The sequence below is a fragment of the Azorhizobium oxalatiphilum genome (assembly GCF_014635325.1).
GTDB lineage: Bacteria > Pseudomonadota > Alphaproteobacteria > Rhizobiales > Xanthobacteraceae > Azorhizobium > Azorhizobium oxalatiphilum.
On record NZ_BMCT01000001.1, the window covers coordinates 1167461 to 1189595 of the forward strand.

The window sequence follows — 22135 nt, forward strand, 5'->3', positions numbered from 1 at the left end:
ACGTGATGCGTAGAGGGGAGAGCGTCCGGCTGTGCTGCCTGCGGCGGTCGATGCGCGGGGACGGCTGATGTGATGCGGGCCGAACGGAAGAGCGCGCGATGGAAAGGTGCGCAGGCTCGGATGCGTGCAGCTGGGTTGCGCGCAGATCCGCAGGGCAGCTCTTCAGGGGCAGGTTCGGCGGGAACCGGGCAGATGCGCGTCGGTCCAGCGCGGGGCCAAGCCAGTGCGGATCCAGGCCGGTGAGTGTCCAGGCCGGTGTCCGGAAATCCAGGGTCCGATCATCCCGATGCCGGAATGTCCGGCGCAGCGGATGCCGCGATCTGGTGACTGTGTGTTGAAGCGTCGCGCACTCCGCGCCATCCGGCGTACGCATGATCGCAGACGCAAGATACAGCGCCGCGCCCGTTGAGGGCGCGGCGCTGAGCGGATCACTTCTTCTTCGCGGGCGCCTTCTTGGCGGCGGCGGGCTTGGCAGCCTTCGGCGGCTCGGCGGCGGCGGCCGGAGCGGCCGGAGCAGCGGCCTTGGCGGCAGCCTTCGGCGCCTTCTTCGGCGCGGCGGCTTTCACCGCGGGTGCCTTCTCTGCGGCCTTGGGAGCAGCGGCGGCTTTCGGCGCAGCAGCCTTCTTGGCGGGTGCCTTGGCCTTCGGAGCGGCGGCAGCCTTGGGAGCCGCAGCGGGCTTCGCGGCGGCGGCGGGCTTGGCAGCCGCGCTCTTGGCAGCCTTGGGCGCCTTCGCGGCCTTCGGCGCGGCGGCTGCCTTGGGGGCAGCAGCAGTCTTGGGAGCAGCGGCCTTCGCCGCCTTGGGAGCGGCAGCGGCCTTCGGAGCCGCGGTCTTCGCGGCGGTGGCCTTGGGGGCCTTCGCCGCCTTCGGAGCAGCGGCCGCCTTGGGGGCAGCGGCGGCCTTCGGAGCGGCAGCGGCCTTGGGTGCCTTGGCAGCCTTCGCGGGCGCCTTGGCGGCGGGTTTCGCAGCCGCCTTCGCGGGGGCCTTCGCCGCGGATTTCGCAGCGGCCTTTGCGGGTGCCTTGGCGGCGGGTTTGGCGGCAGCCGGCGTGGGGGCGGCCGGGGTCACAGCTTCGGTCTTCTTCGCAGCCGGCGCCTTGGCGGCGACGGTGGTCTTCCGGGTCTTGGTGGCCATCACGGCGGCTCCATCCTTTACGACGGACCTAAAGACAAGTCGTCACACTCAACTATGTCAAGACTGATTTTATTAACGGAACGCCAGAATTGAAGGGAATAGAGAGAAGATGCCCTCCTTTCATGAGGTTTTGTTTCCGATCGACGTGGCACGCGGTGCCGCAGGCGGCCCGGAACGGGTGACGGAGGTCGTCACAACCGTCTCCGGACGCGAAGAGCGGAACACGCGACGCGCTGATTCGCGTCGCCGATGGGACGCCGGATACGGGGTGAAATCGCTCGCCGCGCTCCACACCGTCCTGGCGTTTTTCGAGGAGCGTCGCGGACGTCTTCACGGCTTCCGCTGGCGTGATCCGATGGACCCCTCTTCCAGCGTGCCGGGCGTGGCGATCACGCCTCACGATCAGGTCATCGGAACCGGCGATGGCACGACGCGTGCCTTCGTGCTCACCAAGACCTATGGCGCGCTCCACGCGCCCTATGTGCGGCGGATCACGAAGCCCGCTGCGGGCGTGCGCATCGCTGTGGGCGGTGTGGAGCGGCAGGAGAACACCGACTTCACCTGCGACCTCTCCACCGGCACCGTGTGGTTCGCGGAAGGCCACGCGCCACCGGCCGGCGCCACCGTCTCGGCCGGCTTCACGTTCGACGTGCCGGTGCGCTTCGACACCGATTATCTGGAGATCAATCTGTCGCATTTCGCGGCCGGCGATATCCCTCGCATCCCCATCATCGAGATCCGTCCCTGACGCACGGCGGAGGAGGCTTCCATGCGCGCGCTTCCCGAGGCCATGAGCACGGTTCTGGCCAGCGGTGTCACCACCTTCTGCAATGGCTGGCGGATCACACGCCGCGATGGCCTGGTGCAGGGCTTTACGGATCATGACAACGACATCGTCGCCGATGGCACTTTGTTCCGCGCGGCGAGCGGCATCGCCGGCAGCGAGAGCACCCTCGCGCAGGGGCTCGGCGTCACCGGCATGGAACTCTCCGGTGCGCTCAGCGACGATGCGCTGAGTGAGGATGACCTCGCCGCCGGTCTCTATGATGGGGCGACCATCGACCTCCTTCTCATCGACTGGATGTCGCCCGCCAGCTGTGTGCTGTTGCGGCGGGGCACGCTGGGCGAGGTGCGGCGGCAGGGGCTCGCCTTCACGGTGGAATTGCGCAGCCTCGCCGATGCCCTCAACCAGGTGCGCGGGCGGGTCTACAGCGCGCTGTGCGACGCCGATCTCGGGGATGCCCGCTGCGGCGTGGACCTCGCGCAGGCGGCCTTTCATGCGGTCGGCATCATTGTCGCGCGGGAGGAGGGCGCGCGGCTGCGCGTGTCCGGTCCAGCCCATTCGGCGGGCTGGTTCACGGGCGGGCGGATTACCGTTACCTCGGGCGCGCTGGCGGGCTTCGCCGGCGAGGTGAAGACCCATGTGTGGGATGCCTCCGGCGTCGTGCTCGATCTCTGGCAGGAGATGCCTGCGGGCATCGGCGCGGGTGATGCGTTCGCCGTCACGGCGGGCTGCGACAAGCGCTTCTCCACCTGCCGCGAGCGCTTCGCCAACGGGGTGAATTTTCGCGGCTGCCCGCACATGCCCGGCAATGATCTCGTGCTCGCCATGGGCGTGCCCGGCGAGGGCGGCAACGACGGCTCGGTGGTGTCATGAGCGGGGCGGTCATCCAACGCGCGACCGCCGATGTCGATCGCCGCGCCCGCATCATCGCCGAGGCGCGGGCGTGGGTCGGTACGCCCTATCATCACCGCGCCTCGGTGCGCGGGGCGGGGGCGGATTGTCTCGGTCTCGTGCGCGGTGTCTGGCGCACGGTGATGGGCACCGAGCCGGAGGCGCTGCCCGCCTATGCGCCCGACTGGGCGGAGGCGCTCCGGCAGGAGACGCTGGCCGAGGCGGCGGCGCGCCATCTCGTGCCCGTGGCGCTCACCGACATCGCGCCCGGCGACGTGCTGCTGTTCCGCTTCCGCGCCCATCTGCCGGCCAAGCACTGCGCCATCCTCGCGAGCCCTTCCACCATGGTCCACGCCTATGACGGCGCGGCGGTGTGCGAGGGCCGGCTGGCGCCCTGGTGGCGGCGGCATCTGGCCTACGCCTTCGCCTTTCCCGGCTGATCCTTCTTTCTTCCCACACGCAGGACATCATCCATGGCGACGCTCCTTCTCGGCGCGGCGGGCAGCTTCATTGGCGGCGCGCTGTTCGGCCCCATCGGCGCCATCGCCGGGCGCGCGCTCGGCGCGCTGGGCGGAGCGATGATCGACCAGACGCTGCTGGGTGGATCGCGCTCCACCACCACCACCGGATCGCGCCTCACCGACCTCGACGTGATGACGTCCAGCGAGGGCGCCAGCATGCCACGCCTCTATGGCCGCGCCCGCGTGGGCGGTCAGGTGATCTGGGCCACGCGGCTGGAGGAGCAGGTGTCGGTCTCTTCCACCACCACCGGCGGCAAGAGCGCATCTCAGGGGGTGAAGAGCACCAGCATCGAGTATCTCTATTACGGCAGCTTCGCGGTCGGTCTGTGCGAGGGGCCGGTGAGCCGCATCGGCCGGGTGTGGGCGGATGGCAAACTGGTGGATCTCACCATCGTCACCATGCGCGCCCATCTCGGCACCGAATGGGAACAGCCCGACCCCTGGATCGAGGCCAAGCAGGGGGCTGGCAATGCACCGGCCTATCGCGGCATCGCCTATGTGGTGTTCGAGCGCCTGCCGCTCGCCAGCTATGGCAACCGCCTGCCGCAGATCACGGTCGAGGTGGAGCGGGTGGTGGGGCAGCTGGAGCATCAGGTGCGCGCCGTCACCCTCATCCCCGGCGCCACCGAATTCGGCTATGCGCCGGACCAGTTGCTGCGGGTGATCGGCGCCGGAGCCTACACCCCCGAGAACCGCCACGCCTCCACCCATATCTGCGATCTCTATGCCTCGCTCGACATGCTGCAGGCGCAGTGCCCGAACCTGAAGCGGGTGTCGCTGGTGGTGAGCTGGTTCGGCAGCGACCTGCGGGCCGGGGCCTGCCGCATCGAACCCAAGGTGGAAAGCCGGGGCCGCGAGACGGTGGGCGCCCAGTGGCAGGTCGGCGCGCTGGTCCGCGCCACGGCCGCCACCGTCTCGCTGCATGGCGGGTCCGCCGCCTATGGCGGCACGCCGTCGGATGTCAGCGTCATCACCTGCATCCGCGAGCTGAACCGGCGCGGGATTGAAGTCACGCTCAATCCTTTCGTCATGATGGACATTCCCGCCGACAACGCGCTGCCGGACCCCTGGACGGGCGGCGTGTCCGCGCAGCCCCCCTATCCCTGGCGCGGGCGCATCACCTGCGATCCGGCGCCGGGCGTCATCGGCTCGCCGGACACCGCCACGGTTGCGGAGGAGCAGGTGGACCGCATGTTCGGCGCCGCGCAGGCGAGCCACTTCCTGCGCTTCGGCGACATGCTGTTCTATTTCGGGCCGGATGAATGGAGCCTGCGCCGCATGGTGCTGCACTACGCCCATCTCGCCATGATGGCGGGCGGCGTGGAAACCATGCTGATCGGCTCCGAGCTGACCGCGCTGACACGGGTGCGCGGCGCGCAGGGGCGCTTTCCCGCCGCCGAGCGGCTCGCCACGCTGGCGGCCGACGTGAAGGCCATCGTGGGCACGGGCACCAACGTCTCCTATGGCGCCAACTGGGATGAATATGGCGCGCAGACCTTCCTCGACGGCGCCACCGCCTTTCCGCTGGATGTGCTGTGGGGATCGGCGTCGGTGGACTTCGTCGGCATCGATTATTACGCCCCGCTGGCCGACTGGCGCGACGGAACCACCCATCTCGATGCCGCCAAAGTGCGCACCATTTCCGACCGCGCCTATCTGAAGGCGAACCTGCGCGGTGGGGAAAATTACGACTGGTATTATGCCGATGAGGCCGCCCGCCTCGCGCAGATCCGCACCCCCATCACCGATGGCGCTTATGGCGAGCCCTGGGTGTTCCGGCAGAAGGACATGTGGTCCTGGTGGAGCCTGCTGCACCACGCGCGGCCCGCCGGGGTGCGCAGTGCATCGCCGACCGCGTGGGTGCCGGGCTCGAAGCCCATCCGCCTCATGGAGACCGGCTGCGGCGCCGTGGACAAGGGGCCGAACCGGCCCAGCACCTTTCCCGACGCAAAGTCCTCCGAGGGCGGCTACCCGCCCTTCTCCAACCAGAGTCGCGACGACCTCATTCAGCGCCGCATGCTGGAGGCGGTGACGGCCGCCTTCGATCCTGCCTTCGGCGCCGGCGATGGCGACAATCCGCCCGCCGCCGTGCCGGGCGGGCGCATGGTCGATCCGGCAGGCATCTATATCTGGACCTGGGATGCGCGGCCCTTTCCGCAGTTCCCGCTCTCCACCGACGTATGGGCCGATGGCGAGAACTGGGAGACCGGCCACTGGCTCACCGGCCGCCTCGGCACCGCGCCGCTGGATGGGCTGGTCGCCGCCATCTGCACCGACCATGGCCTCACCGGCATCAGCACCGCCGCGCTGGAAGGCGTGGTGGACGGCTATGTGGTGGACCGCCCCATGAGCGCCCGCGCCGCCATCGAGCCGCTCGCCAATGCCTTCTCCTTCGCGGCGGTGGAGGACGGGGCGACGCTGGTCTTCCGGCCGCGCGGCATGGCGGTGGCGATGAGCCTCAACGAGGATGATCTGGTGGTGGCGGAGGAAAGCGGGCCGCTGACGCTCACCCGCACGCAGGAGAGCGAACTGCCATTGCAGGTGCAGATCTCCTTCGGCGACGGCACCGCCGATTTCCGCCGCCTCAGCGTGTCGTCCCGCCGCCTCACCGGTGCGAGCCGGCATGTGGCGCAGGCCGAGGTGGCGGTGATGGCCACCGATGCGGTGATGGCGCGCGCCGCCGACATCTGGCTGCAGGATCTGTGGGCGCGGCGGGAGAGTGCGAGTTTCACGCTCGCCCCCTCGCGCCTCGCCTTGCTGCCGGGTGACGTGGTGGACCTGACCTGCGATGGCCGCACCCGGCGGCTGGAGCTGACCGAGGTGCGCGACGAGGGCGCGCGCGTGGTGAGCGCACGCTCCATCGACCTGTCCGTGTTCCGCGCCGCCTTGCGCAGCGCGAGCAAGGGCAGCGTGAGCGTGCCCGCCGCAGTCGGCCCGCCCTTTGCCCTGACGCTGGACCTGCCGGCGCTGGATGGCATCGACCCGCCGGTGCTGCTTTATCTGGCTGCCGGCGCTTCGCCCTGGGCGACGCTGGCGGCGTGGCGCTCGCTCGATGGCGCGAGTTTTTCCCTTGCCGCCACCGTGACCGCGCCGGCCACCGTGGCGCAGCTTCTGGATGACCTCGCACCGGGGCCGCTGTGGCGCTTCGACCGTACTGCGCGACTGCGGGTGCAACTCGTCTCCGGCGCGCTCATCGGGGCCAGTGAGGCGCAGGTGCTGGAGAGCGTCAATGCCGCCGCCCTGATCGCCGATGGGCGCGCTTTGGAGGTCATCCAGTTCACCGAGGCCGAACTGCTGGAGACCGGCGTTTATCGCCTGTCCGGCCTTCTGCGCGGGCAGGCGGGCACCGAGTCTGCGGGTGAGGAGACCTGGCCGGCAGGTACGCATCTGGTGGTGCTGGATCGTGCGCTGGTCCCGTTGTCCACGGGCCTGCCCGATCTTGGCCGCACGCTCATTCATCGCATCGGCCGCGCCGATCGCGGCGAGGGCGATGCCATGGTGAGCGAGGTCACGACCACAGTGTCCGGCACCGCGCTTCTGCCCTATGCGCCGGTGCATCTCTCCGCCGTGCGTACGTCCTCGGGCGTGGCCTTCTCATGGGTCCGCCGCACCCGTGTGGACGGCGACAGCTGGGCGGCGGTGGAGGTGCCGCTTGGCGAGGAGAGCGAGATGTACCGCGCCGAGATTCTCTCAGGGGAGACCGTCGTGCGTACGGTCAACGTGGGGGAGGCCGGCTGGCTCTATCCGCGGGCCGAGGAACTGGCCGACTTCGGCGCGCCGCAGGCGGCGCTGACCCTGCGTGTGACGCAGCTGTCGGCCGTGGCCGGGCCGGGACGGGCCGCCACCGCGACACTGATCCTTCCCGCCTGATCCCGATCCGGAGATATCCCATGTCGAGCCTTACCAGCGCCAATCTGGCGCTGCCCTATCTCGCCGCCGCGCAGGCGCAGAAGCACATCACCCACAACGAGGCGCTCCGGGCGCTCGACGCCCATGTGCACCTGCGGCTGGAGAGCCTTGCCGTCACCGCGCCCCCGCCAGGTTCGGCGGAGGGCGCATGCTGGTTCGTGCCTGCCGGCGCGAGCGGGGATTTCCTCGGGCGGGAGGGCACCATCGCGGCACATGAGAGCGGGGCCTGGGATTTCCTCGCCTGCCCGGCGGGTACGCTGGCCTATGTGGTGGATGAGCGGCGGCTCGCTCTGTTCGACGGCACGTACTGGGTGTCGCCGCTGGCAGCGGGGGCGCATGGCGGCATGCTGTCGGCGCACGTGCTGGAGGAGGATGTCTTCCTGTTCGGTGCCAGCGTTTCCACCACCATCGCCATTCCCGACCGGGCCATCGTGTTCGGCGTCTCCACGCGCACGCTGGAAACGGTGACGGGGGCGAGCGCCTATCATTGCGGCGTGGCTGCGGAGCCCAACGCCTTCGGCGGCTGGCTGGGTGTCGGCGTGGGCAACACCAATTCCGGCGTCATCGGCCCGCGCGCTTACTACGCGCCGACGCCGCTGTTGATCAGCGCCGAAGGGGGCGTCTTCACCGGCGGCATCGTGCGGGTGGCACTGCATTATTTCACCTGCGATGTGCCGCGTGCCGAGGCGGCCGCCTTCGCCCTTTCGCGGCCGGAAACAATGGCGCTGGTGGCTCGCATGGGGACCCCGCCTCCGCTGTCCCGGCAATGGCTGATCGACCGCTTGGTCGGCGAACTGGTGAAGGCGGGCGTCTGGGCGAAGCTTGATGCGCTTTATCTGCTGGCGGCACCCGATGCGCAGGCAGCCCGGCTCAACTGGATCTCATCCGCCTATGGCCTCACGGCGGTGAACAGCCCGGCCTTCACGGTCGATCGCGGCTATGCGTCCGATGGCGCCGCCGGCCATTTGGTCACTGGTTTCGTACCGGGCGCGGGCACCTTGTTCCAGCAGGATGCGGCGGGGCTCGGCACTTGGGTGCAGGAGAATGGCCGGCTTGGCCTCGCCATGGGCGCGCTGCTTGCGTCGACATTTTCCGGCAGCCACATCGCGCGTTACGGTTTGGAAGGTGGCTCCTATTGCGCATTGACGGCGACGGAGGAGGCCATTCGGAGCGTCAGCAGCTACGCTGATTATCTCGCCACCGGCTTCTATGCGGCGGTGCGTAGCGGGCCGAACGCGGTAGTTTGCTATCGCAATGGTGTGGGGTTGGAGACGGCGGCGACTGGCTCGGTGCCATCGCCCCAGCTCGATTTCTATCTGCTCGGCATCAATTTCGGCGGTCCGCTGGTGAACAGCACCGGACGGCTGGCCGCCGCCTTCATGGGCGCCTCCCTCACACCCGCGCAGATGGCGGCCTTCCACGCCGCGCTGGCCCGCTATCTCACCGCCATCGGCGCGGCTTGAAAATCACAGGAGACATCCATGCAGGACGATAGTGAGCAGCCCGATGCGACGGGCACCGAATGCCTCATTCTCACCGCGACGGACGCGGCTGCGCTGGCGGGTCCGACTGCGCCCGGTGCCGCGCTGGCACCGGTGGCGCTTGCCGATGGCGTGACCTTCGTGCTGCCGCTGCAGGTACTTGACGATCCCGCACATCAGGCGCTGTCGGCCCTGCTGGCCCAACTGCCGGTGGAGCGGGTGGAGGCCACGCGCTTCCCGGCGCTTCCCGCGCAACTGGTGCCGTAGAGGCAGGCTGGAGCCGGAACCCGGCGCTAGAAGGTCTGGCGGGTCAGCGGGCACTTCCGACGCGAATCGTGGAAGGTTACATCGTGGAACTCAAGGCCAGAATAATAATGGCAGGTGAGTTCGTCGCCGCTGAAGGTGCGCCAGTACAGAATGCCATAGGCATTGGCGTGCAAGTAGAAGACTGCGCTCACAAGCGCGAGGGTCAGGCCGAGAAATAAGACGGCCAATGCCCGTTCCATGACAGTGCCTCATGTGGCCGACGCGCAAACGTTGCGCTTCGCAACCGATTCTCACCATCAATAGGAGGTACTAATGGTCGCGTCCAGTTTTGACGCAGCCCTTTCGCGCGTCCTGGTGCATGAGGGGGGGTATTCCAACCATCCCGCCGATCCCGGCGGCCCCACCATGCGCGGCGTGATTCAGCGGGTTTATGATGCCTACCGCACGGGCAAGGGCCTCAACCGCCGGCCGGTGCGGCAGATCGAGGCAGCGGAGATCAGGGAGATCTACCGGACCCAGTACTGGGACGCGGTGCGGGCGGACGATCTGCCCGCTGGCCTCGATTACGTGGTGTTCGACGGGGCGGTGAATTCCGGGCCCGGTCAGTCCGCCAAATGGCTGCAGCGCGGGCTCGGACTTGGCGCGGACGGGCAGGTGGGCGCGGTGACGCTGGCCGCTGCCCGCGCCTCGACCGATCTGCCGGGGCTCGTGGAGGCGATCTGCGACCGCCGCCTCGCCATGCTCAAGAGCCTCTCCACCTGGCCGGTGTTCGGTGCTGGCTGGGGGCGGCGGGTCGCGGAGGTGCGCCGCGACGGGCTCGCCTGGGTGGCGGCGGGCACGGCCGAGCCGGTGGGCGGCAAGGCACGCGCCGACAAGGCTGTGGCCGGCAAGGCTCCGGCCGCCAGTGCGCCGCCTCACGCCACCGGCCTTGCCACCGGCACGGCGGCGGGCGGAGCGCTGGCTTCGGCGGTGTCCGAGGCGGCCCGTCAGATCGCGCCTTTCGCGGGCGGCTCCTCCACGCTTGCCCTGCTGTTCGCGGGTCTCACCGTGCTCGGCGTGCTGGTGACGCTGGGCGGCCTCGTTCTCATGTGGCGAGCCGGCCGGAAGCAGGCGGTGCGGGCGGCGGTGCTCGATCTGGAGGCGGGGGCCGCCGGAGGTGGCACGTGAGCGCGCTCGCGCTCTGGTTGTCCTATGGCCTGCCGTGGTGGGTCTGGGCGTTGCCGGCGCTCGCCGTGGTGCTGGGGCTGACACGCCTGTTCGGCTGGCGGGTGGGGCTGGGGACGCTTGGTGTCCTCGCGCTGGTGCTGGCGCACCGGCGCGGGGCGCAGCGGGGCTGGGCTGGGGCGCGGGCAGGGGAGGCGAGGCATGCTGACGAGGCTGTGGAACGGGCGGCGCAGGCACGCAGCGCTGCCGATCTTGCTGGGGCTGACGCTGGCCGGCTGCGGGACACCGACGGCTGGCGGCGGGACTGATGTGTTCTGCCGCGCGGCACGGCCCCTGCGCTGGTCGGTCGCGGATACGGACGACACCATAAGGCAGGCCAAGGCGCACAATGCGGTGGGGCGCACGCTCTGTGGCTGGCGCTGAATTGGCAGCAGATTTGCCCTGTCCTCCCCTTACGGGGCCTGACAGGCGGCGGCGGCTCTGGCATGTTCGCAGCGAAAGCGGATTCCCCCTTGTCCTCCATCGGCGTGACGGAGGAGGTGCCCGGGGGGCCGCTTCGTGAGGTAGAGCGCGTTTTACCGACCTTTTCGGGGCGGAACGGCGCTCGCATGCTGGAGCGCGGCCGCCTGCGGGGGTAGGATCGGCTCGCCGCAAACGCTCCGGCCTGCGGGATCATGATTGAGGAACCACCGTGCGGCTGTTGGTTATCGAGGACGATCCGGATCTGAACCGCCAACTTGTTCATGCCTTGGGGGATGCGGGTTACGCCGTGGACTGCGCCTTCGATGGCGAGGAAGGGCATTTCCTCGGCGACAGCGAACCCTATGACGCGGTGGTGCTGGATATCGGCCTGCCCAAGCTCGACGGCATCTCGGTGCTGGAGCACTGGCGCCGCGCCGGCAAGCGCATGCCGGTGCTGATCCTCACCGCCCGTGATCGCTGGAGCGACAAGGTGCAGGGCTTCGATGCCGGCGCCGACGATTATGTGGCAAAACCCTTCCATATGGAGGAGGTGCTGGCGCGCCTGCGCGCGCTGCTGCGCCGGGCCAGCGGCCACGCCTCCAGCGAGCTGACCTGCGGCCCGGTGCGGCTCGATACCCGCTCGGGGCGGGTGTCGGTCAACGGCACGCCGGTGAAGCTCACCAGCCATGAATACCGCCTGCTGTCCTATCTGATGCACCATGCCGGCCGCGTGGTCTCCCGCGCGGAACTGGTCGAGCATCTCTACGAGCAGGATTTCGACCGCGATTCCAATACCATCGAGGTGTTCGTGGGGCGCCTGCGCAAGAAGATCGACTGCGACGTCATCCAGACGGTACGCGGCCTCGGCTATCTGCTCACGGCGCCGGAAGCGGCGCGGTGAGCCTGAAGGACGGATCGCCGCGCGCCCCATGATCCTGCCTCGCACTCCCGGCTCGCTGGCCTTCCGCCTGTTCCTGTCGGCGGTGGTGGTGACGGCGTTGGTCCTGCTGGTGGTGGGCGTGGTGCTGTCCTCGCTCTACCGCGCGGGCACCGAGCGCGCCTTCGACCGCCGGCTCGAGGTCTATATGAAGACCATCGTCGGCGGCATCGCGAACAGCGCGGTGCCCTCCGCCAGCAGCCTGCCGGACCCGCAGGCGCTCACCGATCCCCTGTTCATCTTCCCATTCTCCGGCTGGTACTGGCAGATGGCGCGGCTGGATACGCCGGAGCCGGAGGTCCGGCGCTCGCGCTCGCTGCCCGAAGGCAAGCTGCCGACGCTGGAATCGCTGGGCGTGGAGGAGCGGCCCGGCGGCGTGCGCGAAGGCTATGCGCCGGGGCCGGAGAAGCAGGTACTGCGGCTGGTGGAGCGTTCGCTCGATCTCGGGCAGGACGGGCGCTACCTGATCACGGTGGCAGGCGACGCCTCGGAGATCGAGGAGGAGATCACCAATTTCAATCTCGCGCTGGTGGGCACCTTCGGCGTGCTCGGCCTCGCCTTCCTGCTGATCGTGGTGTTCCAGGTGCGGTTCGGCCTGAAGCCGCTCGGCCGCATCCAGGAGGCGCTGTCCGCCGTGCGCTCGGGCAAGGCGGAGCGGCTGGAGGGCGAGTATCCGGAGGAAATCGCCCCGCTGGTGCGGGAGGTGAACGGCCTCATCGACGCCAACAAGGAGATTGTCGAGCGTGCCCGCACACATGTGGGCAACCTCGCACATGCGCTGAAGACGCCGCTCTCGGTGCTGGTGAACGAGGCCGGCAATCGCGACGATCCGCTGGCGGTGCGGGTGCGCGATCAGGCGGCGGTGATGCGCAATCAGGTGGGCCACCATCTGGAACGCGCCCGCATGGCGGCGCGCGTGTCGCTGGTGGCCACCGTGTGCGAGGTGACGCCCATCGTCACCGGCCTTGCCCGCACCATGGAGAAGATCCACCGCACCAAGGATCTGGCCATCGACGTGCTCGGCGCCGAGCAGGACGTGCGCTTCCGGGGCGAGCGCAACGATCTGGAGGAGATGATCGGCAACCTCATCGACAATGCCTGCAAATGGGCGGGGTCGCGGGTGGAGGTGAGCATCATCACGGACGTGCGCAGCGGGCGTGAGCGCAATTTCTTCCGCATCATCATCGACGATGACGGGCCGGGCCTCAGTCCCGGCAAGCGGGCGGAAGTGCGCCGGCGCGGTCGGCGGCTGGACGAATCCAAGCCGGGCTCGGGACTGGGCCTGTCCATCGTGCATGAGCTGACGGCGCTCTATGGCGGCCGGTTCGAGATGAATACCGCCCCGCTGGGCGGCCTGCGCACCGAGCTGGTGTTGCCGGCCGTATGAATTTTTGAAGAGGATCATGCAGATCGGTGCATCTGGGCAGGTGCACAACGCTGATCTTTCGCCTAAATCAGGGCAGTCCCTCAGCTTCCGCATTGCGGAAGGTTCCTGCCAAGGCTGTCGTGTGATGATTCCGCGAAAGGCGCTCTGTGTTCCCTTCCTCGCCCTGTCCCTGTCGGCGTGCATCAGCACGTCGGGCGACGGGCCGAAGGTTGCCGCCTTGAGCACGCCATCCGCCCCGCCGGTTTCCACCAACCCCGTTCTGGGTCTGGAAGCGGGCTATGCCAATGCCGCCATCGGCGAGCAGGAGCGCCAGCGGGCCTATGCCGCCGAGGTGCAGGCGCTGGAATATGGCGGCCCCGGCGCGCCCGTGGGCTGGAAGGGCGACAGCGGCGCCTATGGCACCGTGATCGCCGGCCCGGCCTATGCCCGGCCGGGTAATCCACAGTGTCGAGATTACTCACATACCATTTATGTGCAGGGCAAGCCATTGACGACTCGTGGTGTCGCCTGCCGCAGCGCGGATGGCACCTGGGGTGCGCCCAGCTGACACATGGTCGTCCGGTACCATTTTAGAGTTATGTCAATGACGGTTGCGTGAGGTTCCGCGACGGTGACACGCCGCGACCGAAAGCGGCGTTTGCTTTTGGCCTCCACTCCGTTAACGGCAGAGGATGATGACGTCCGCCCCGCTTTTTGTTGCCTTTGCTGCCATGACCGCCATCGCGATCATGGCGGTGCTCTGGCCCCTCAGCCGCCGGCGCCTCGCCCGGAGCGAGCGCGCGGCGGATCTTGCCGTTTATCGTGACCAGCTCGCTGAAGTGGTGCGCGACCAGGCCGCTGGCCGGCTCTCGGCCGAGCAGGCGGAAGCCGCCCGCATCGAGGTCAACCGCCGCATTCTGGCGGCCGGCGCGCGCGACGACGCGGCCGGGGAGGGCACGGGTTCCACCGGGCGTCGCCGCGCCGCCGCCCTCTTCGCGCTGCTGCTGGTGCCCGCCGTGGGGGCTGGGCTCTATATGACGCTGGGCTCGCCTGCGGTGCCCGGCGCACCGCTCGCCGCGCGCCTCGCCGCCCCGCCGGATGGCAACGACATCGCCATTCTGGTGCGCCGGGTGGAAGAGCATCTCTCCGCCAATCCCAATGACGGCCGGGGCTATGAGATCCTCGCCCCGGTTTATGCCCGCCTCGGCCGGCTGGACGATTCCGCGCAGGCCTATCGCGCCGCCATCCGCACGCTGGGGCCGAGCGTGGAGCGCTATTCGGCGCTCGGCGAGGTGCTGACCGCCGCCGCCGACGGCATGGTGCCGCAGGATGCGGTCAAGGCCTTCACCGCCGCCGTCGACATCGACCCGAGGGCTGTGAAGGCGCGCTATTTCCTCGGCCTCGCCGCCGAGCAGGACGGCCGCAAGGCCGATGCCGTCGCCCTCTGGCGGAGCATGCTGGATGAGGCGTCTGCCAATGCGCCGTGGCGCCCGCTGGTGGAAGCCGCGCTGACCCGCGCGGGCGCTGCCCCCAAGGCTGGTGCGCCCAACACTGGTGCGCCCGCGGTGTCCGCGCCGCAGGCGGCCGCCCCTGGCCCCAGCGCCGAAGACGTGGCCGCCGCGCAGCAGGCCACGCCTGAACAGCGTTCCGCCATGGTTATGGGTATGGTGTCGCGCCTTGAGGAGCGCCTCGCGGCCGAGCCGAAGGATCTCGACGGCTGGCTGCGTCTGGCCCGGGCCTGGAGCGTGCTGGGGGACAAGGCCAAGGCTGGTGCCGCGCTCCAATCTGCAATGACCGCCTTCACCGGCGATGAAGACGCCGGGCGCCGCATCGAGGCCGCCCGCGCAGACCTCGGACTTGGAGGCTGAGGACCATGACACGCAAGGGCCGCCGCCTCGTTCTCATCTCCGTTGGTCTCGGCGTGCTGGCGCTCGCCGCCGGCCTGATCCTGACCGCGCTGAACGACACCATCGTCTTCTTCCGCACCCCCACCGAGGTCGCCGCCAAGACCTTCGCCCCCGGCTCGCGCCTGCGCATGGGCGGGCTCGTGGAAAGTGGCAGCGTCGAGAAGCACGGCGCCACCACGCAATTCATCGTCACCGATGGCAATGCGCAGGTGAAGGTCGCCTATACGGGCCTGCTGCCGGATCTGTTCCGCGAGGGGCAGGGCGTGGTGACGGAAGGTATTCTCCAGAGCGACGGCACCGTGAAGGCCGACAGCGTGCTGGCCAAGCATGACGAGCGCTACATGCCCCGTGAGGTGGCCGATGCGCTCAAGAAGTCCGGCCACTGGAAGGAAGGCGAGGAGGGCGGCCCCATGCCGCCGCCGGCCAAGCCCGCCGCGCCGGTGAAGCCCTCGGCGGCGCTGCCGACCGTCTCTCCCGCGCCGGTCACGGCGGCTGCCGAGCGGAGCCCTGCCCAATGATCGCGGAACTCGGCCATTACGCCCTTGTCCTCGCGCTGGCGCTCTCGCTGGTGCAGATGGTGGTGCCCTTCTGGGGCGCGCGGAAGGACGATCCGGTGCTCATGGGCGTCGCCGCGCCGGTGTCGCTGATGATGCTGGCCTTCGTCACCTTCTCCTTCGGCGCGCTGATGACGGTCTACGTCACCTCGGATTTCTCCGTGCTGAACGTGGTGGAGAATTCCCACTCGCGCATGCCGCTCATCTACAAGTTCACCAGCACGTGGGGGAACCATGAGGGCTCCATGCTGCTCTGGGTGTTCGTGCTGGCGCTGTTCGGCGGGCTGGTGGCGCTGTTCGGCGGCAATCTGCCGGATCGCCTGAAGGCCAATGCGCTCGCCGTTCAGGGCGCCATCGCGGTGGCCTTCCTCACCTTCATCCTGTTCACCTCCAATCCCTTCACGCGCATCATCTCGCCGCCCGCCGAGGGACGCAGCCTCAATCCGATCCTTCAGGATCCCGGCCTCGCCATCCATCCGCCGCTGCTCTACCTCGGCTATGTGGGCCTCTCCATCGCCTTCGCCTTCGCCATGGCGGCGCTGATCGAGGGCCGCATCGATGCCGCCTGGGCGCGCTGGGTCCGGCCGTGGACGCTGGCGGCGTGGGTGTTCCTGACGCTGGGCATCGCCATGGGCTCCTACTGGGCCTATTACGAGCTGGGCTGGGGCGGCTGGTGGTTCTGGGACCCGGTGGAGAATGCCTCCCTGATGCCGTGGCTCGCCGCCACCGCGCTGCTGCATTCCGCCGTGGTGATGGAAAAGCGCGACGCGCTGAAGATCTGGACCGTCCTGCTCGCCATCCTGGCCTTCTCGCTGTCGCTGATCGGCACCTTCCTGGTGCGCTCGGGCGTGCTGACCTCCGTGCATGCCTTCGCCACTGATCCGGCGCGCGGCGTCTTCATCCTCGGCATCCTCACCTTTTTCATTGGCGGCAGCCTGCTGCTGTTCGCGCTGCGGGCGGGCGATCTGCGGCAGGGCGGCATCTTCGCGCCGGTGTCGCGCGAGGGCGCGCTGGTGATGAACAACCTGTTCCTCACCGCCGCCACGGCAGCGGTGTTCGTGGGCACGCTCTATCCGCTGGCGCTGGAGATGATCTCGGACGCCAAGATCACGGTGGGGCCGCCCTTCTTCAACATCACCTTCGGCGGGCTGATGCTGCCGCTGGTGTTCGCCATTCCCTTCGGCCCGCTGATGGCCTGGAAGCGCGGCGACCTGCTCGGCGTGGCCCAGCGCCTCACGGTGGCTGCGGCCGTCGCGGTGGTGGCGATCGTGGTCACGGCGGCGGCGACCGGCGGCGGGCCGGTGCTGGCGGCGGTGATGGTCGGGCTCGGCGTGTTCATCATCGCCGGTGCCCTCACCGACATCGCCGAGCGCGCCGGCATCGGGCGCGTGTCCGCGCGGGTGGCGTTCGCGCGCCTCAAGGGCGTGCCGCGCTCGGCCTTCGGCACGGCGGTGGCCCATCTCGGCGTCGGCGTCTGCCTGATCGGCATCGTCTGCGAGACCACGTGGAGCCAGGAGCACATCGCCTCCATGAAGGTGGGCGACAGCTTCACCATCGGCTCGCATGATCTGACCTTCCTGCGCATTGAGAATCGCACGGGGGCGAACTTCACCGCCCGCACCGCCGTGTTCGGCCTGTCCACGGACGGCGAGCCGGAAGGCAACATCGAAGCCTCGCGGCGCAATTTCGAAGCCCGGCAGATGGGCACCACGGAAAGCGGCATCCGCACCTTCGGCTTCTCGCAGCTCTATCTCTCCATGGGCGAGGAGACGCCGGACGGCCACATCTCCGTGCGCGCGACGTGGAAGCCGCTGGTGACGCTGATCTGGCTCGGCGCGGTGGTGATGTCGCTGGGCGGCTGCCTGTCGCTGGCCGACCGCCGCCTGCGGGTGGGCGCGCCGCGACCGGCCAAGGCCAAGCCGCGCCAGGACAAGCGCCCCGCGCCCCAGCCAGCCCCGGCGGAATAGGACATAAGATGACGTTTCTTCGCCGCCTCGCCTGTGTCCTCCTGCTGCTCGTGAGCGTCGGTCCGGCGTTCGCCGTGCAGCCGGACGAGGTGCTGAGCAATCCCGCGCTGGAAGCTCGCGCGCGCACGCTCTCCAAGGAGCTGCGGTGCATGGTCTGCCAGAATCAGTCCATCGACGATTCGGATGCCCCGCTCGCCCGCGACCTGCGCATTCTGGTGCGCGAGCGGCTGGCGAAGGGCGACAGCGACCGGCAGGTGCTGGACTTCCTTGTGGCGCGCTACGGCGAGTTCGTACTGCTGCGTCCCACCTTCTCCGCCCGCAATGCGCTGCTGTGGAGCCTGCCCTTCATCGTGCTGGTGGTGGGCGGAATCGCCGCTTTCATGGCGTTCCGGGGCCGCTCGCAGACGGATGTGCAGCAACTGACGCCGGAAGAGGAAGCGCGCCTGCGCGCCATTCTCGCCGCCAATGGCGAGACCGGGGCCGAGACCCCGCCGAAGGGCGGCAAGCCGGGCTGACGGCGTCGAGGGGTAAGGCTTTGCGCCCTTCCGCCGCTGCTCACGCGGCCGTGACGCGCCTTACCGATCTGTAATCCCACCGCCAGCGGGCCGTAAGGGTCGCGGCGCTAGCTTCTCCTTCAGACGCCGCCCAGATGGGGCGGCCGACAGAAGAGAGATGCAACGCGCATGACCCGCCTTTCCACCTTCTCCTCCCTGACCAAGCGCCGCACCGCTCTGATGGCGGGCGTGGTCGGCCTCGCGGTCGCCGGTGTCGCGATCGGCCAGTTCGGCTATCCCTCGACCCCCGCGCTGGCCCAGGCTCAGGCGCCCCTCACCAGCAACAGCTTCTCCTTCGCCGACATCGTGCAGAAGGTGAGCCCGGCCGTGGTCTCGGTGAAGATCAAGAAGGACAGCTCGTCCCAGCAGACGGCCATGGGCGATGACGACGACTTCGGCGGTCAGCAGGTGCCCCCGCAGATCGAGCGCTTCCTCAAGCGCTTCGGCCTTGAGAACGGCCCGCAGGGTCCGCAGGGCCCCATGCAGCGCGCCCCGCGCTCCGGCCCCGGCGAGCGCCGCGTGGTCGGCCAGGGGTCCGGCTTCATCATCTCCGCCGACGGCTATGTGGTGACGAACAACCACGTGGTGGACGGCGCCGCCGAGGTGGATGTGACCACCACCGACGGCAAGGAATACACCGCCAAGGTGATCGGCACCGATCCGCGCACCGACGTGGCCCTGATCAAGATCGAGGGCAAGACCGATCTGCCGTTCGTGAAGCTCTCCGACACCGCGCCGCGCGTGGGTGACTGGGTGATCGCGGTCGGCAATCCGTTCGGCCTCGGCGGCACCGTGACCGCCGGTATCGTCTCGGCCCGTGGCCGCGACATCGGCTCCGGTCCCTATGACGACTTCGTGCAGATCGATGCGCCCATCAACCGGGGCAACTCGGGCGGCCCGACCTTCGATCTTTCCGGCAACGTCATCGGCATGAACACCGCCATCGTGTCGCCCTCCGGCGGCAACGTGGGCATCGCCTTCGCCATCCCCTCCGAGACGGTGAAGACGGTGGTGGACCAGCTCCGGTCTTCGGGTTCGGTGGCGCGCGGCTATATCGGCGTGCAGATCCAGCCGGTCACGGACGATCTGGCCTCCGGTCTCGGCCTCAACACCGCCGAGGGCGCTCTGGTGGCGCAGGTGCAGTCCGACACCCCCGGTGCTAAGGCCGGCCTGAAGAGCGGCGACGTAGTGACCAAGGTCAACGGTGAGGCCATCAAGGATGCCCGCGACCTCAGCCGCAAGATCGGCATGATGAAGCCCGGCACCTCCGTGGCCCTCACCGTGGTTCGCGACGGCAAGGCCATGCCCTTCGACGTGAAGCTGGAGCAGCTGCCCGGCGAGAAGCAGCTCGCCAGCGTCTCCGGCAAGGACGAGGGCACCCATGACGTGCCGCGCCTCGGCCTCCAGCTTGCCCCCGCCAAGAGCGTGCAGGGTGCCGGTAGCGAGGGCGTGGTGGTGACGGAGGTGGACCCGCGCGGTCCCGCCGCCACCCGCGGCATCCGCTCCGGCGACGTGATCCTGGATGTGGGCGGCAAGTCCGTCTCCAGCCCCGCCGACGTCCGCGCCGGCCTTGCCGCAGCCAAGACCGAGAACCGCAAGGCGGTGCTCATGCGGGTGAAGAACGATCAGGGCACGCGCTTCGTCGCCATCACCCTCGATCCCAAGGCGGGCTGATCGCTCGGTCCAGCCTGATGTGTTCGGGCCGCGGGGGGCCTAAGGGCGGGAATGGCGCGGGGAACGCCGTTCTCGTCTCTCCCGAAGCCCGGCGCGCCGCGCCTCGCATGGCGGCCCGGCGCCCCCGGCCGGATCGGAGTCCAAGCGGTCCGGCCGGGACGATATTGCGATTGGTGCCGAGGCGGTCCTCCGTCGCCCCAAACTCCGCCAAGACACCGATCGGCGGGGGAAGCGAAGTCTTCCCCCGCCGTCATCTTTTCAGCGCCTGTGCGCGGACTTGAGATGGTGAGTAGACTGCCATGGACGCGAATCTCGAACCGGACTTCAGCTTCTCCATGCGACTGCTCCTCGTCGAGGACGACCAAGACGCCGCCGACTACCTGCGCAAGGCGTTCCGCGAGGCGGGCCACGTGGTGGACCACGCCGCCGATGGCGAGGACGGCCTCGCCCATGCGCTGGACGGCAAGTATGACGTGCTGGTGGTGGACCGCATGCTGCCCAAGCGCGACGGCCTCTCCGTGGTGGCCGAACTGCGCGGGCGCGGCGATGCCACCCCGGTGCTGATCCTCTCCGCCTTGGGCCAGGTGGACGACCGCGTTGTCGGCCTGCGCGCCGGCGGCGACGACTATCTGCCGAAACCCTACGCCTTCACCGAGCTGCTGGCCCGCGTCGAGGCGCTGTCCCGGCGCGGCGCGCCGCAGGCGGCCGAGACGGTCTATCGCGTGGGCGATCTCGAACTGGACCGGCTGGCCCATCGCGTCGCGCGCGGGGGCAAGGAGATCCCCCTCCAGCCGCGTGAGTTCCGGCTGCTCGAATATCTCATGCGCCATGCCGGGCAGGTGGTGACGCGCACCATGCTGCTGGAAAACGTCTGGGACTATCATTTCGACCCCCAGACCAACGTCATCGACGTCCACGTCTCGCGCCTGCGCTCGAAGATCGACAAGGGCTTCGAGGTGCCGCTGATCCATACCGTGCGCGGCGCCGGCTACATGGTCCGGGTGGGGCTGCGCTGATGCGCGCCTTCCGGGGAGAGACCGGCACGCCATGATGCTTCCACGCGATCTCTCGCGTCTGGTCCGCACCACCGCCTTCAAGCTGATCGCCGTCTATCTGGTGGTGTTCGCCGTGTTCGCCGTGGGCATGATCTCCTATGTGGCGTGGCACACCCGCGCGCTGGTGGAGAGCCAGGTGTCGGACAATGTGGAGGGAGAGGTGCGGTTCCTCGCCGAGCAGTATCGCATCGGCGGCATCCAGCGCCTGATCTTCGTCATCGACCGCCGCACCCGCAGGCCGGGCTCGTCCATCTATCTCGTCACCAATTTTGCCGGCGAGGTGCTGGCCTCCAACGTCTCCGAACTGCCCATCGGCCTGCTCGACCAGCAGGGCGCGCGCATCACCTCCTACAAGCGCTCCGACGAGCCGGGGGCGAAGGAGAACCTCGCCTATGTGCAGGTGTTCATGCTGCCCGGCGGCTATCGTCTGCTGGTGGGCAAGGACGTCGAGGATCGCGACACCCTGCGCCAGCTCGTGGTGCGCCCGGCACAGGGCGCGCTGGTGGTGATCCTGCTGCTGGGTCTCGCGGGCGGCATCTTCGTCACCCGCCGGGTGCTGAAGCGCATCGACGCCATGACCGCCACGTCTGAACGCATCATGGCCGGCGACCTGTCCGGCCGGCTCTCGGTGGACGGCTCCGGCGACGAGTTCGACCGCCTCGCCCACAGCCTCAACCAGATGCTGGACCGCATCGAGGCGCTGATGGCGGGGCTCAAGGAGGTTTCCGACAATATCGCGCACGATCTGAAGACCCCGCTCACCCGCTTGCGCAACCGGGCGGAGGAGGCGCTGCGCGGCGCGCGCGCGGAGGAGGACTGGCGCTCGGCGCTGGAGACGACCATCGAGGAGAGCGAGGGCCTCATCCGCACCTTCGACGCGCTGCTGATGATCGCCCGCGCCGAGGCCGGGCAGGCCCGCGACACAATGGTCGGTGTGAGTCTCGCCGATATCACCGAGAATGTGGCCGAGCTGTACGAGCCATTGGCCGACGAACAGGGGCTGGACCTCGTCGCCGAAATCCAGCCGGTGACGCTGTACGGCCAGCGTGAACTGCTGGCGCAGGCGCTCTCCAACCTCATCGACAATGCCATCAAATACGGCCTGCCGCCCGACGGCGCGCGCGGCCGCATCACCGTCTCGCTCGCCCGTGACGGAGCGTTCGCCGTGCTGACCGTCACCGACAGCGGCCCCGGCATTCCCGACGCCGACCGCGACCGCGTGATGGAGCGCTTCGTTCGGCTGGAGGCCAGCCGCTCACGCCCCGGCTCGGGTCTTGGCCTGTCGCTGGTGGCGGCGGTGGCGCGGCTGCATGGCGGGCAGCTCAGCTTCTCCGATGCCGCGCCGGGCCTGCGTGCGACACTCCGCCTGCCGGCGAAGGATGGATGATCTGGTGGAGGTAGTATCGGCGGGTGTGGCGCAGGAGAACGTTCACTGTTGAGGGGATAAACTTTGCGCAGCAAGCGGCGCCGGTTCAACCTATGATCTCCGGCGTGGAGACTTCTCCTGCC

General features: G+C 69.1%; 20 protein-coding genes. 18 read left to right on the forward strand and 2 right to left on the reverse strand.

The window, feature by feature from the left end:
* Nucleotides 1-428: 428 nt before the first annotated feature.
* A complete protein-coding gene (locus tag IEW24_RS05310) occupies nucleotides 429-1133 on the reverse strand; it encodes a hypothetical protein (RefSeq protein ID WP_188576074.1) in 705 nt (234 codons plus the stop codon).
* Nucleotides 1134-1242: 109 nt separating this feature from the next.
* Between IEW24_RS05310 and IEW24_RS05315 the strand changes: the two genes are divergently transcribed.
* From IEW24_RS05315 to IEW24_RS05340, 6 genes are read left to right on the forward strand one after another with little or no spacing between them, the layout of a single operon-like run.
* Nucleotides 1243-1881, forward strand: coding sequence for a DUF2460 domain-containing protein (locus IEW24_RS05315; protein WP_188576076.1), 639 nt, complete (start codon nucleotides 1243-1245; stop codon nucleotides 1879-1881).
* Nucleotides 1882-1902: 21 nt separating this feature from the next.
* A complete protein-coding gene (locus tag IEW24_RS05320) occupies nucleotides 1903-2790 on the forward strand; it encodes a phage/gene transfer agent baseplate hub protein (protein WP_188576077.1) in 888 nt (295 codons plus the stop codon).
* Nucleotides 2787-3248, forward strand: coding sequence for an NlpC/P60 family protein (locus IEW24_RS05325; RefSeq protein ID WP_188576079.1), 462 nt, complete (start codon nucleotides 2787-2789; stop codon nucleotides 3246-3248). The genes IEW24_RS05320 and IEW24_RS05325 overlap by 4 nt, the downstream gene beginning before the upstream one ends.
* Nucleotides 3249-3281: 33 nt before the next feature.
* Nucleotides 3282-7199 carry a baseplate multidomain protein megatron gene (locus IEW24_RS05330; RefSeq protein WP_188576081.1) on the forward strand — a complete coding sequence of 1306 codons (3918 nt, stop codon included), beginning with the start codon at nucleotides 3282-3284 and terminating at the stop codon, nucleotides 7197-7199.
* Between the two features lie 20 nt (nucleotides 7200-7219).
* Nucleotides 7220-8701 (forward strand): DUF2793 domain-containing protein, encoded by a 1482-nt coding sequence (locus IEW24_RS05335; RefSeq protein WP_188576083.1) that lies wholly within the window; start codon nucleotides 7220-7222, stop codon nucleotides 8699-8701.
* An 18-nt stretch (nucleotides 8702-8719) separates the two neighbouring features.
* Entirely contained in the window at nucleotides 8720-8986 is a 267-nt protein-coding gene (locus IEW24_RS05340) for a hypothetical protein (RefSeq protein ID WP_188576084.1), read from the forward strand.
* Between the two features lie 26 nt (nucleotides 8987-9012).
* Here IEW24_RS05340 and IEW24_RS05345 read toward each other — a convergent pair whose 3' ends face one another.
* On the reverse strand, nucleotides 9013-9213 hold the full coding sequence (locus IEW24_RS05345; RefSeq protein WP_188576087.1) for a hypothetical protein: 201 nt from the start codon (nucleotides 9211-9213) through the stop codon (nucleotides 9013-9015).
* An 85-nt stretch (nucleotides 9214-9298) separates the two neighbouring features.
* Between IEW24_RS05345 and IEW24_RS05350 the strand changes: the two genes are divergently transcribed.
* From IEW24_RS05350 to IEW24_RS05405, 12 genes are all read left to right on the forward strand, one after another.
* The gene (locus IEW24_RS05350) at nucleotides 9299-10153 is read left to right on the forward strand and encodes a glycoside hydrolase family 108 protein (protein WP_188576088.1); all 855 of its coding nucleotides are present in this window, start codon (nucleotides 9299-9301) and stop codon (nucleotides 10151-10153) included.
* Between the two features lie 17 nt (nucleotides 10154-10170).
* Nucleotides 10171-10458, forward strand: a complete 288-nt coding sequence (locus tag IEW24_RS05355; protein ID WP_188576090.1) for a hypothetical protein — start codon at nucleotides 10171-10173, stop codon at nucleotides 10456-10458.
* A gap of 383 nt (nucleotides 10459-10841) precedes the next feature.
* Nucleotides 10842-11513 carry a response regulator transcription factor gene (locus tag IEW24_RS05360; RefSeq protein ID WP_188576093.1) on the forward strand — a complete coding sequence of 224 codons (672 nt, stop codon included), beginning with the start codon at nucleotides 10842-10844 and terminating at the stop codon, nucleotides 11511-11513.
* 28 nt (nucleotides 11514-11541) lie between these two features.
* A complete protein-coding gene (locus IEW24_RS05365; protein ID WP_188576094.1) occupies nucleotides 11542-12936 on the forward strand; it encodes an ATP-binding protein in 1395 nt (464 codons plus the stop codon).
* A gap of 124 nt (nucleotides 12937-13060) precedes the next feature.
* Nucleotides 13061-13483, forward strand: a complete 423-nt coding sequence (locus IEW24_RS05370; protein ID WP_188576096.1) for an RT0821/Lpp0805 family surface protein — start codon at nucleotides 13061-13063, stop codon at nucleotides 13481-13483.
* Between the two features lie 127 nt (nucleotides 13484-13610).
* On the forward strand, nucleotides 13611-14783 hold the full coding sequence (gene ccmI / locus IEW24_RS05375; RefSeq protein ID WP_188577393.1) for a c-type cytochrome biogenesis protein CcmI: 1173 nt from the start codon (nucleotides 13611-13613) through the stop codon (nucleotides 14781-14783).
* A gap of 5 nt (nucleotides 14784-14788) precedes the next feature.
* Entirely contained in the window at nucleotides 14789-15340 is a 552-nt protein-coding gene (gene ccmE / locus IEW24_RS05380; RefSeq protein ID WP_188576098.1) for a cytochrome c maturation protein CcmE, read from the forward strand.
* A complete protein-coding gene (locus IEW24_RS05385) occupies nucleotides 15337-17343 on the forward strand; it encodes a heme lyase CcmF/NrfE family subunit (RefSeq protein ID WP_188576100.1) in 2007 nt (668 codons plus the stop codon). Before ccmE ends, IEW24_RS05385 begins: the two co-directional genes overlap by 4 nt.
* An 8-nt stretch (nucleotides 17344-17351) precedes the next feature.
* Nucleotides 17352-17858: a cytochrome c-type biogenesis protein gene (locus IEW24_RS05390; protein WP_188576102.1), complete on the forward strand. Its 507-nt coding sequence runs from the start codon at nucleotides 17352-17354 to the stop codon at nucleotides 17856-17858.
* Between the two features lie 168 nt (nucleotides 17859-18026).
* Nucleotides 18027-19571: a Do family serine endopeptidase gene (locus IEW24_RS05395; RefSeq protein WP_188576103.1), complete on the forward strand. Its 1545-nt coding sequence runs from the start codon at nucleotides 18027-18029 to the stop codon at nucleotides 19569-19571.
* Nucleotides 19572-19870: 299 nt separating this feature from the next.
* The gene (locus IEW24_RS05400; RefSeq protein ID WP_280514956.1) at nucleotides 19871-20587 is read left to right on the forward strand and encodes a response regulator transcription factor; all 717 of its coding nucleotides are present in this window, start codon (nucleotides 19871-19873) and stop codon (nucleotides 20585-20587) included.
* Nucleotides 20588-20618: 31 nt separating this feature from the next.
* On the forward strand, nucleotides 20619-22013 hold the full coding sequence (locus IEW24_RS05405; protein WP_244644174.1) for a sensor histidine kinase: 1395 nt from the start codon (nucleotides 20619-20621) through the stop codon (nucleotides 22011-22013).
* The last annotated feature ends 122 nt before the right edge of the window (nucleotides 22014-22135 follow it).

Excerpts from the sequence above, each read along its gene's own strand:
- IEW24_RS05370 (WP_188576096.1), top strand. The coding sequence starts at position 13,061 with ATGATTCCGCGAAAGGCGCTCTGTGTTCCCTTCCTCGCCCTGTCCCTG.
- IEW24_RS05320 (WP_188576077.1), top strand. The coding sequence starts at position 1,903 with ATGCGCGCGCTTCCCGAGGCCATGAGCACGGTTCTGGCCAGCGGTGTC.
- IEW24_RS05340 (WP_188576084.1), top strand. The coding sequence starts at position 8,720 with ATGCAGGACGATAGTGAGCAGCCCGATGCGACGGGCACCGAATGCCTC.
- ccmI (WP_188577393.1), top strand. The coding sequence starts at position 13,611 with ATGACGTCCGCCCCGCTTTTTGTTGCCTTTGCTGCCATGACCGCCATC.
- IEW24_RS05330 (WP_188576081.1), top strand. The coding sequence starts at position 3,282 with ATGGCGACGCTCCTTCTCGGCGCGGCGGGCAGCTTCATTGGCGGCGCG.
- IEW24_RS05315 (WP_188576076.1), top strand. The coding sequence starts at position 1,243 with ATGCCCTCCTTTCATGAGGTTTTGTTTCCGATCGACGTGGCACGCGGT.
- ccmE (WP_188576098.1), top strand. The coding sequence starts at position 14,789 with ATGACACGCAAGGGCCGCCGCCTCGTTCTCATCTCCGTTGGTCTCGGC.
- IEW24_RS05335 (WP_188576083.1), top strand. The coding sequence starts at position 7,220 with ATGTCGAGCCTTACCAGCGCCAATCTGGCGCTGCCCTATCTCGCCGCC.
- IEW24_RS05400 (WP_280514956.1), top strand. The coding sequence starts at position 19,871 with ATGGACGCGAATCTCGAACCGGACTTCAGCTTCTCCATGCGACTGCTC.
- IEW24_RS05385 (WP_188576100.1), top strand. The coding sequence starts at position 15,337 with ATGATCGCGGAACTCGGCCATTACGCCCTTGTCCTCGCGCTGGCGCTC.
- IEW24_RS05395 (WP_188576103.1), top strand. The coding sequence starts at position 18,027 with ATGACCCGCCTTTCCACCTTCTCCTCCCTGACCAAGCGCCGCACCGCT.
- IEW24_RS05365 (WP_188576094.1), top strand. The coding sequence starts at position 11,542 with ATGATCCTGCCTCGCACTCCCGGCTCGCTGGCCTTCCGCCTGTTCCTG.
- IEW24_RS05390 (WP_188576102.1), top strand. The coding sequence starts at position 17,352 with ATGACGTTTCTTCGCCGCCTCGCCTGTGTCCTCCTGCTGCTCGTGAGC.
- IEW24_RS05325 (WP_188576079.1), top strand. The coding sequence starts at position 2,787 with ATGAGCGGGGCGGTCATCCAACGCGCGACCGCCGATGTCGATCGCCGC.
- IEW24_RS05405 (WP_244644174.1), top strand. The coding sequence starts at position 20,619 with ATGATGCTTCCACGCGATCTCTCGCGTCTGGTCCGCACCACCGCCTTC.
- IEW24_RS05350 (WP_188576088.1), top strand. The coding sequence starts at position 9,299 with ATGGTCGCGTCCAGTTTTGACGCAGCCCTTTCGCGCGTCCTGGTGCAT.
- IEW24_RS05310 (WP_188576074.1), bottom strand. The coding sequence starts at position 1,133 with ATGGCCACCAAGACCCGGAAGACCACCGTCGCCGCCAAGGCGCCGGCT.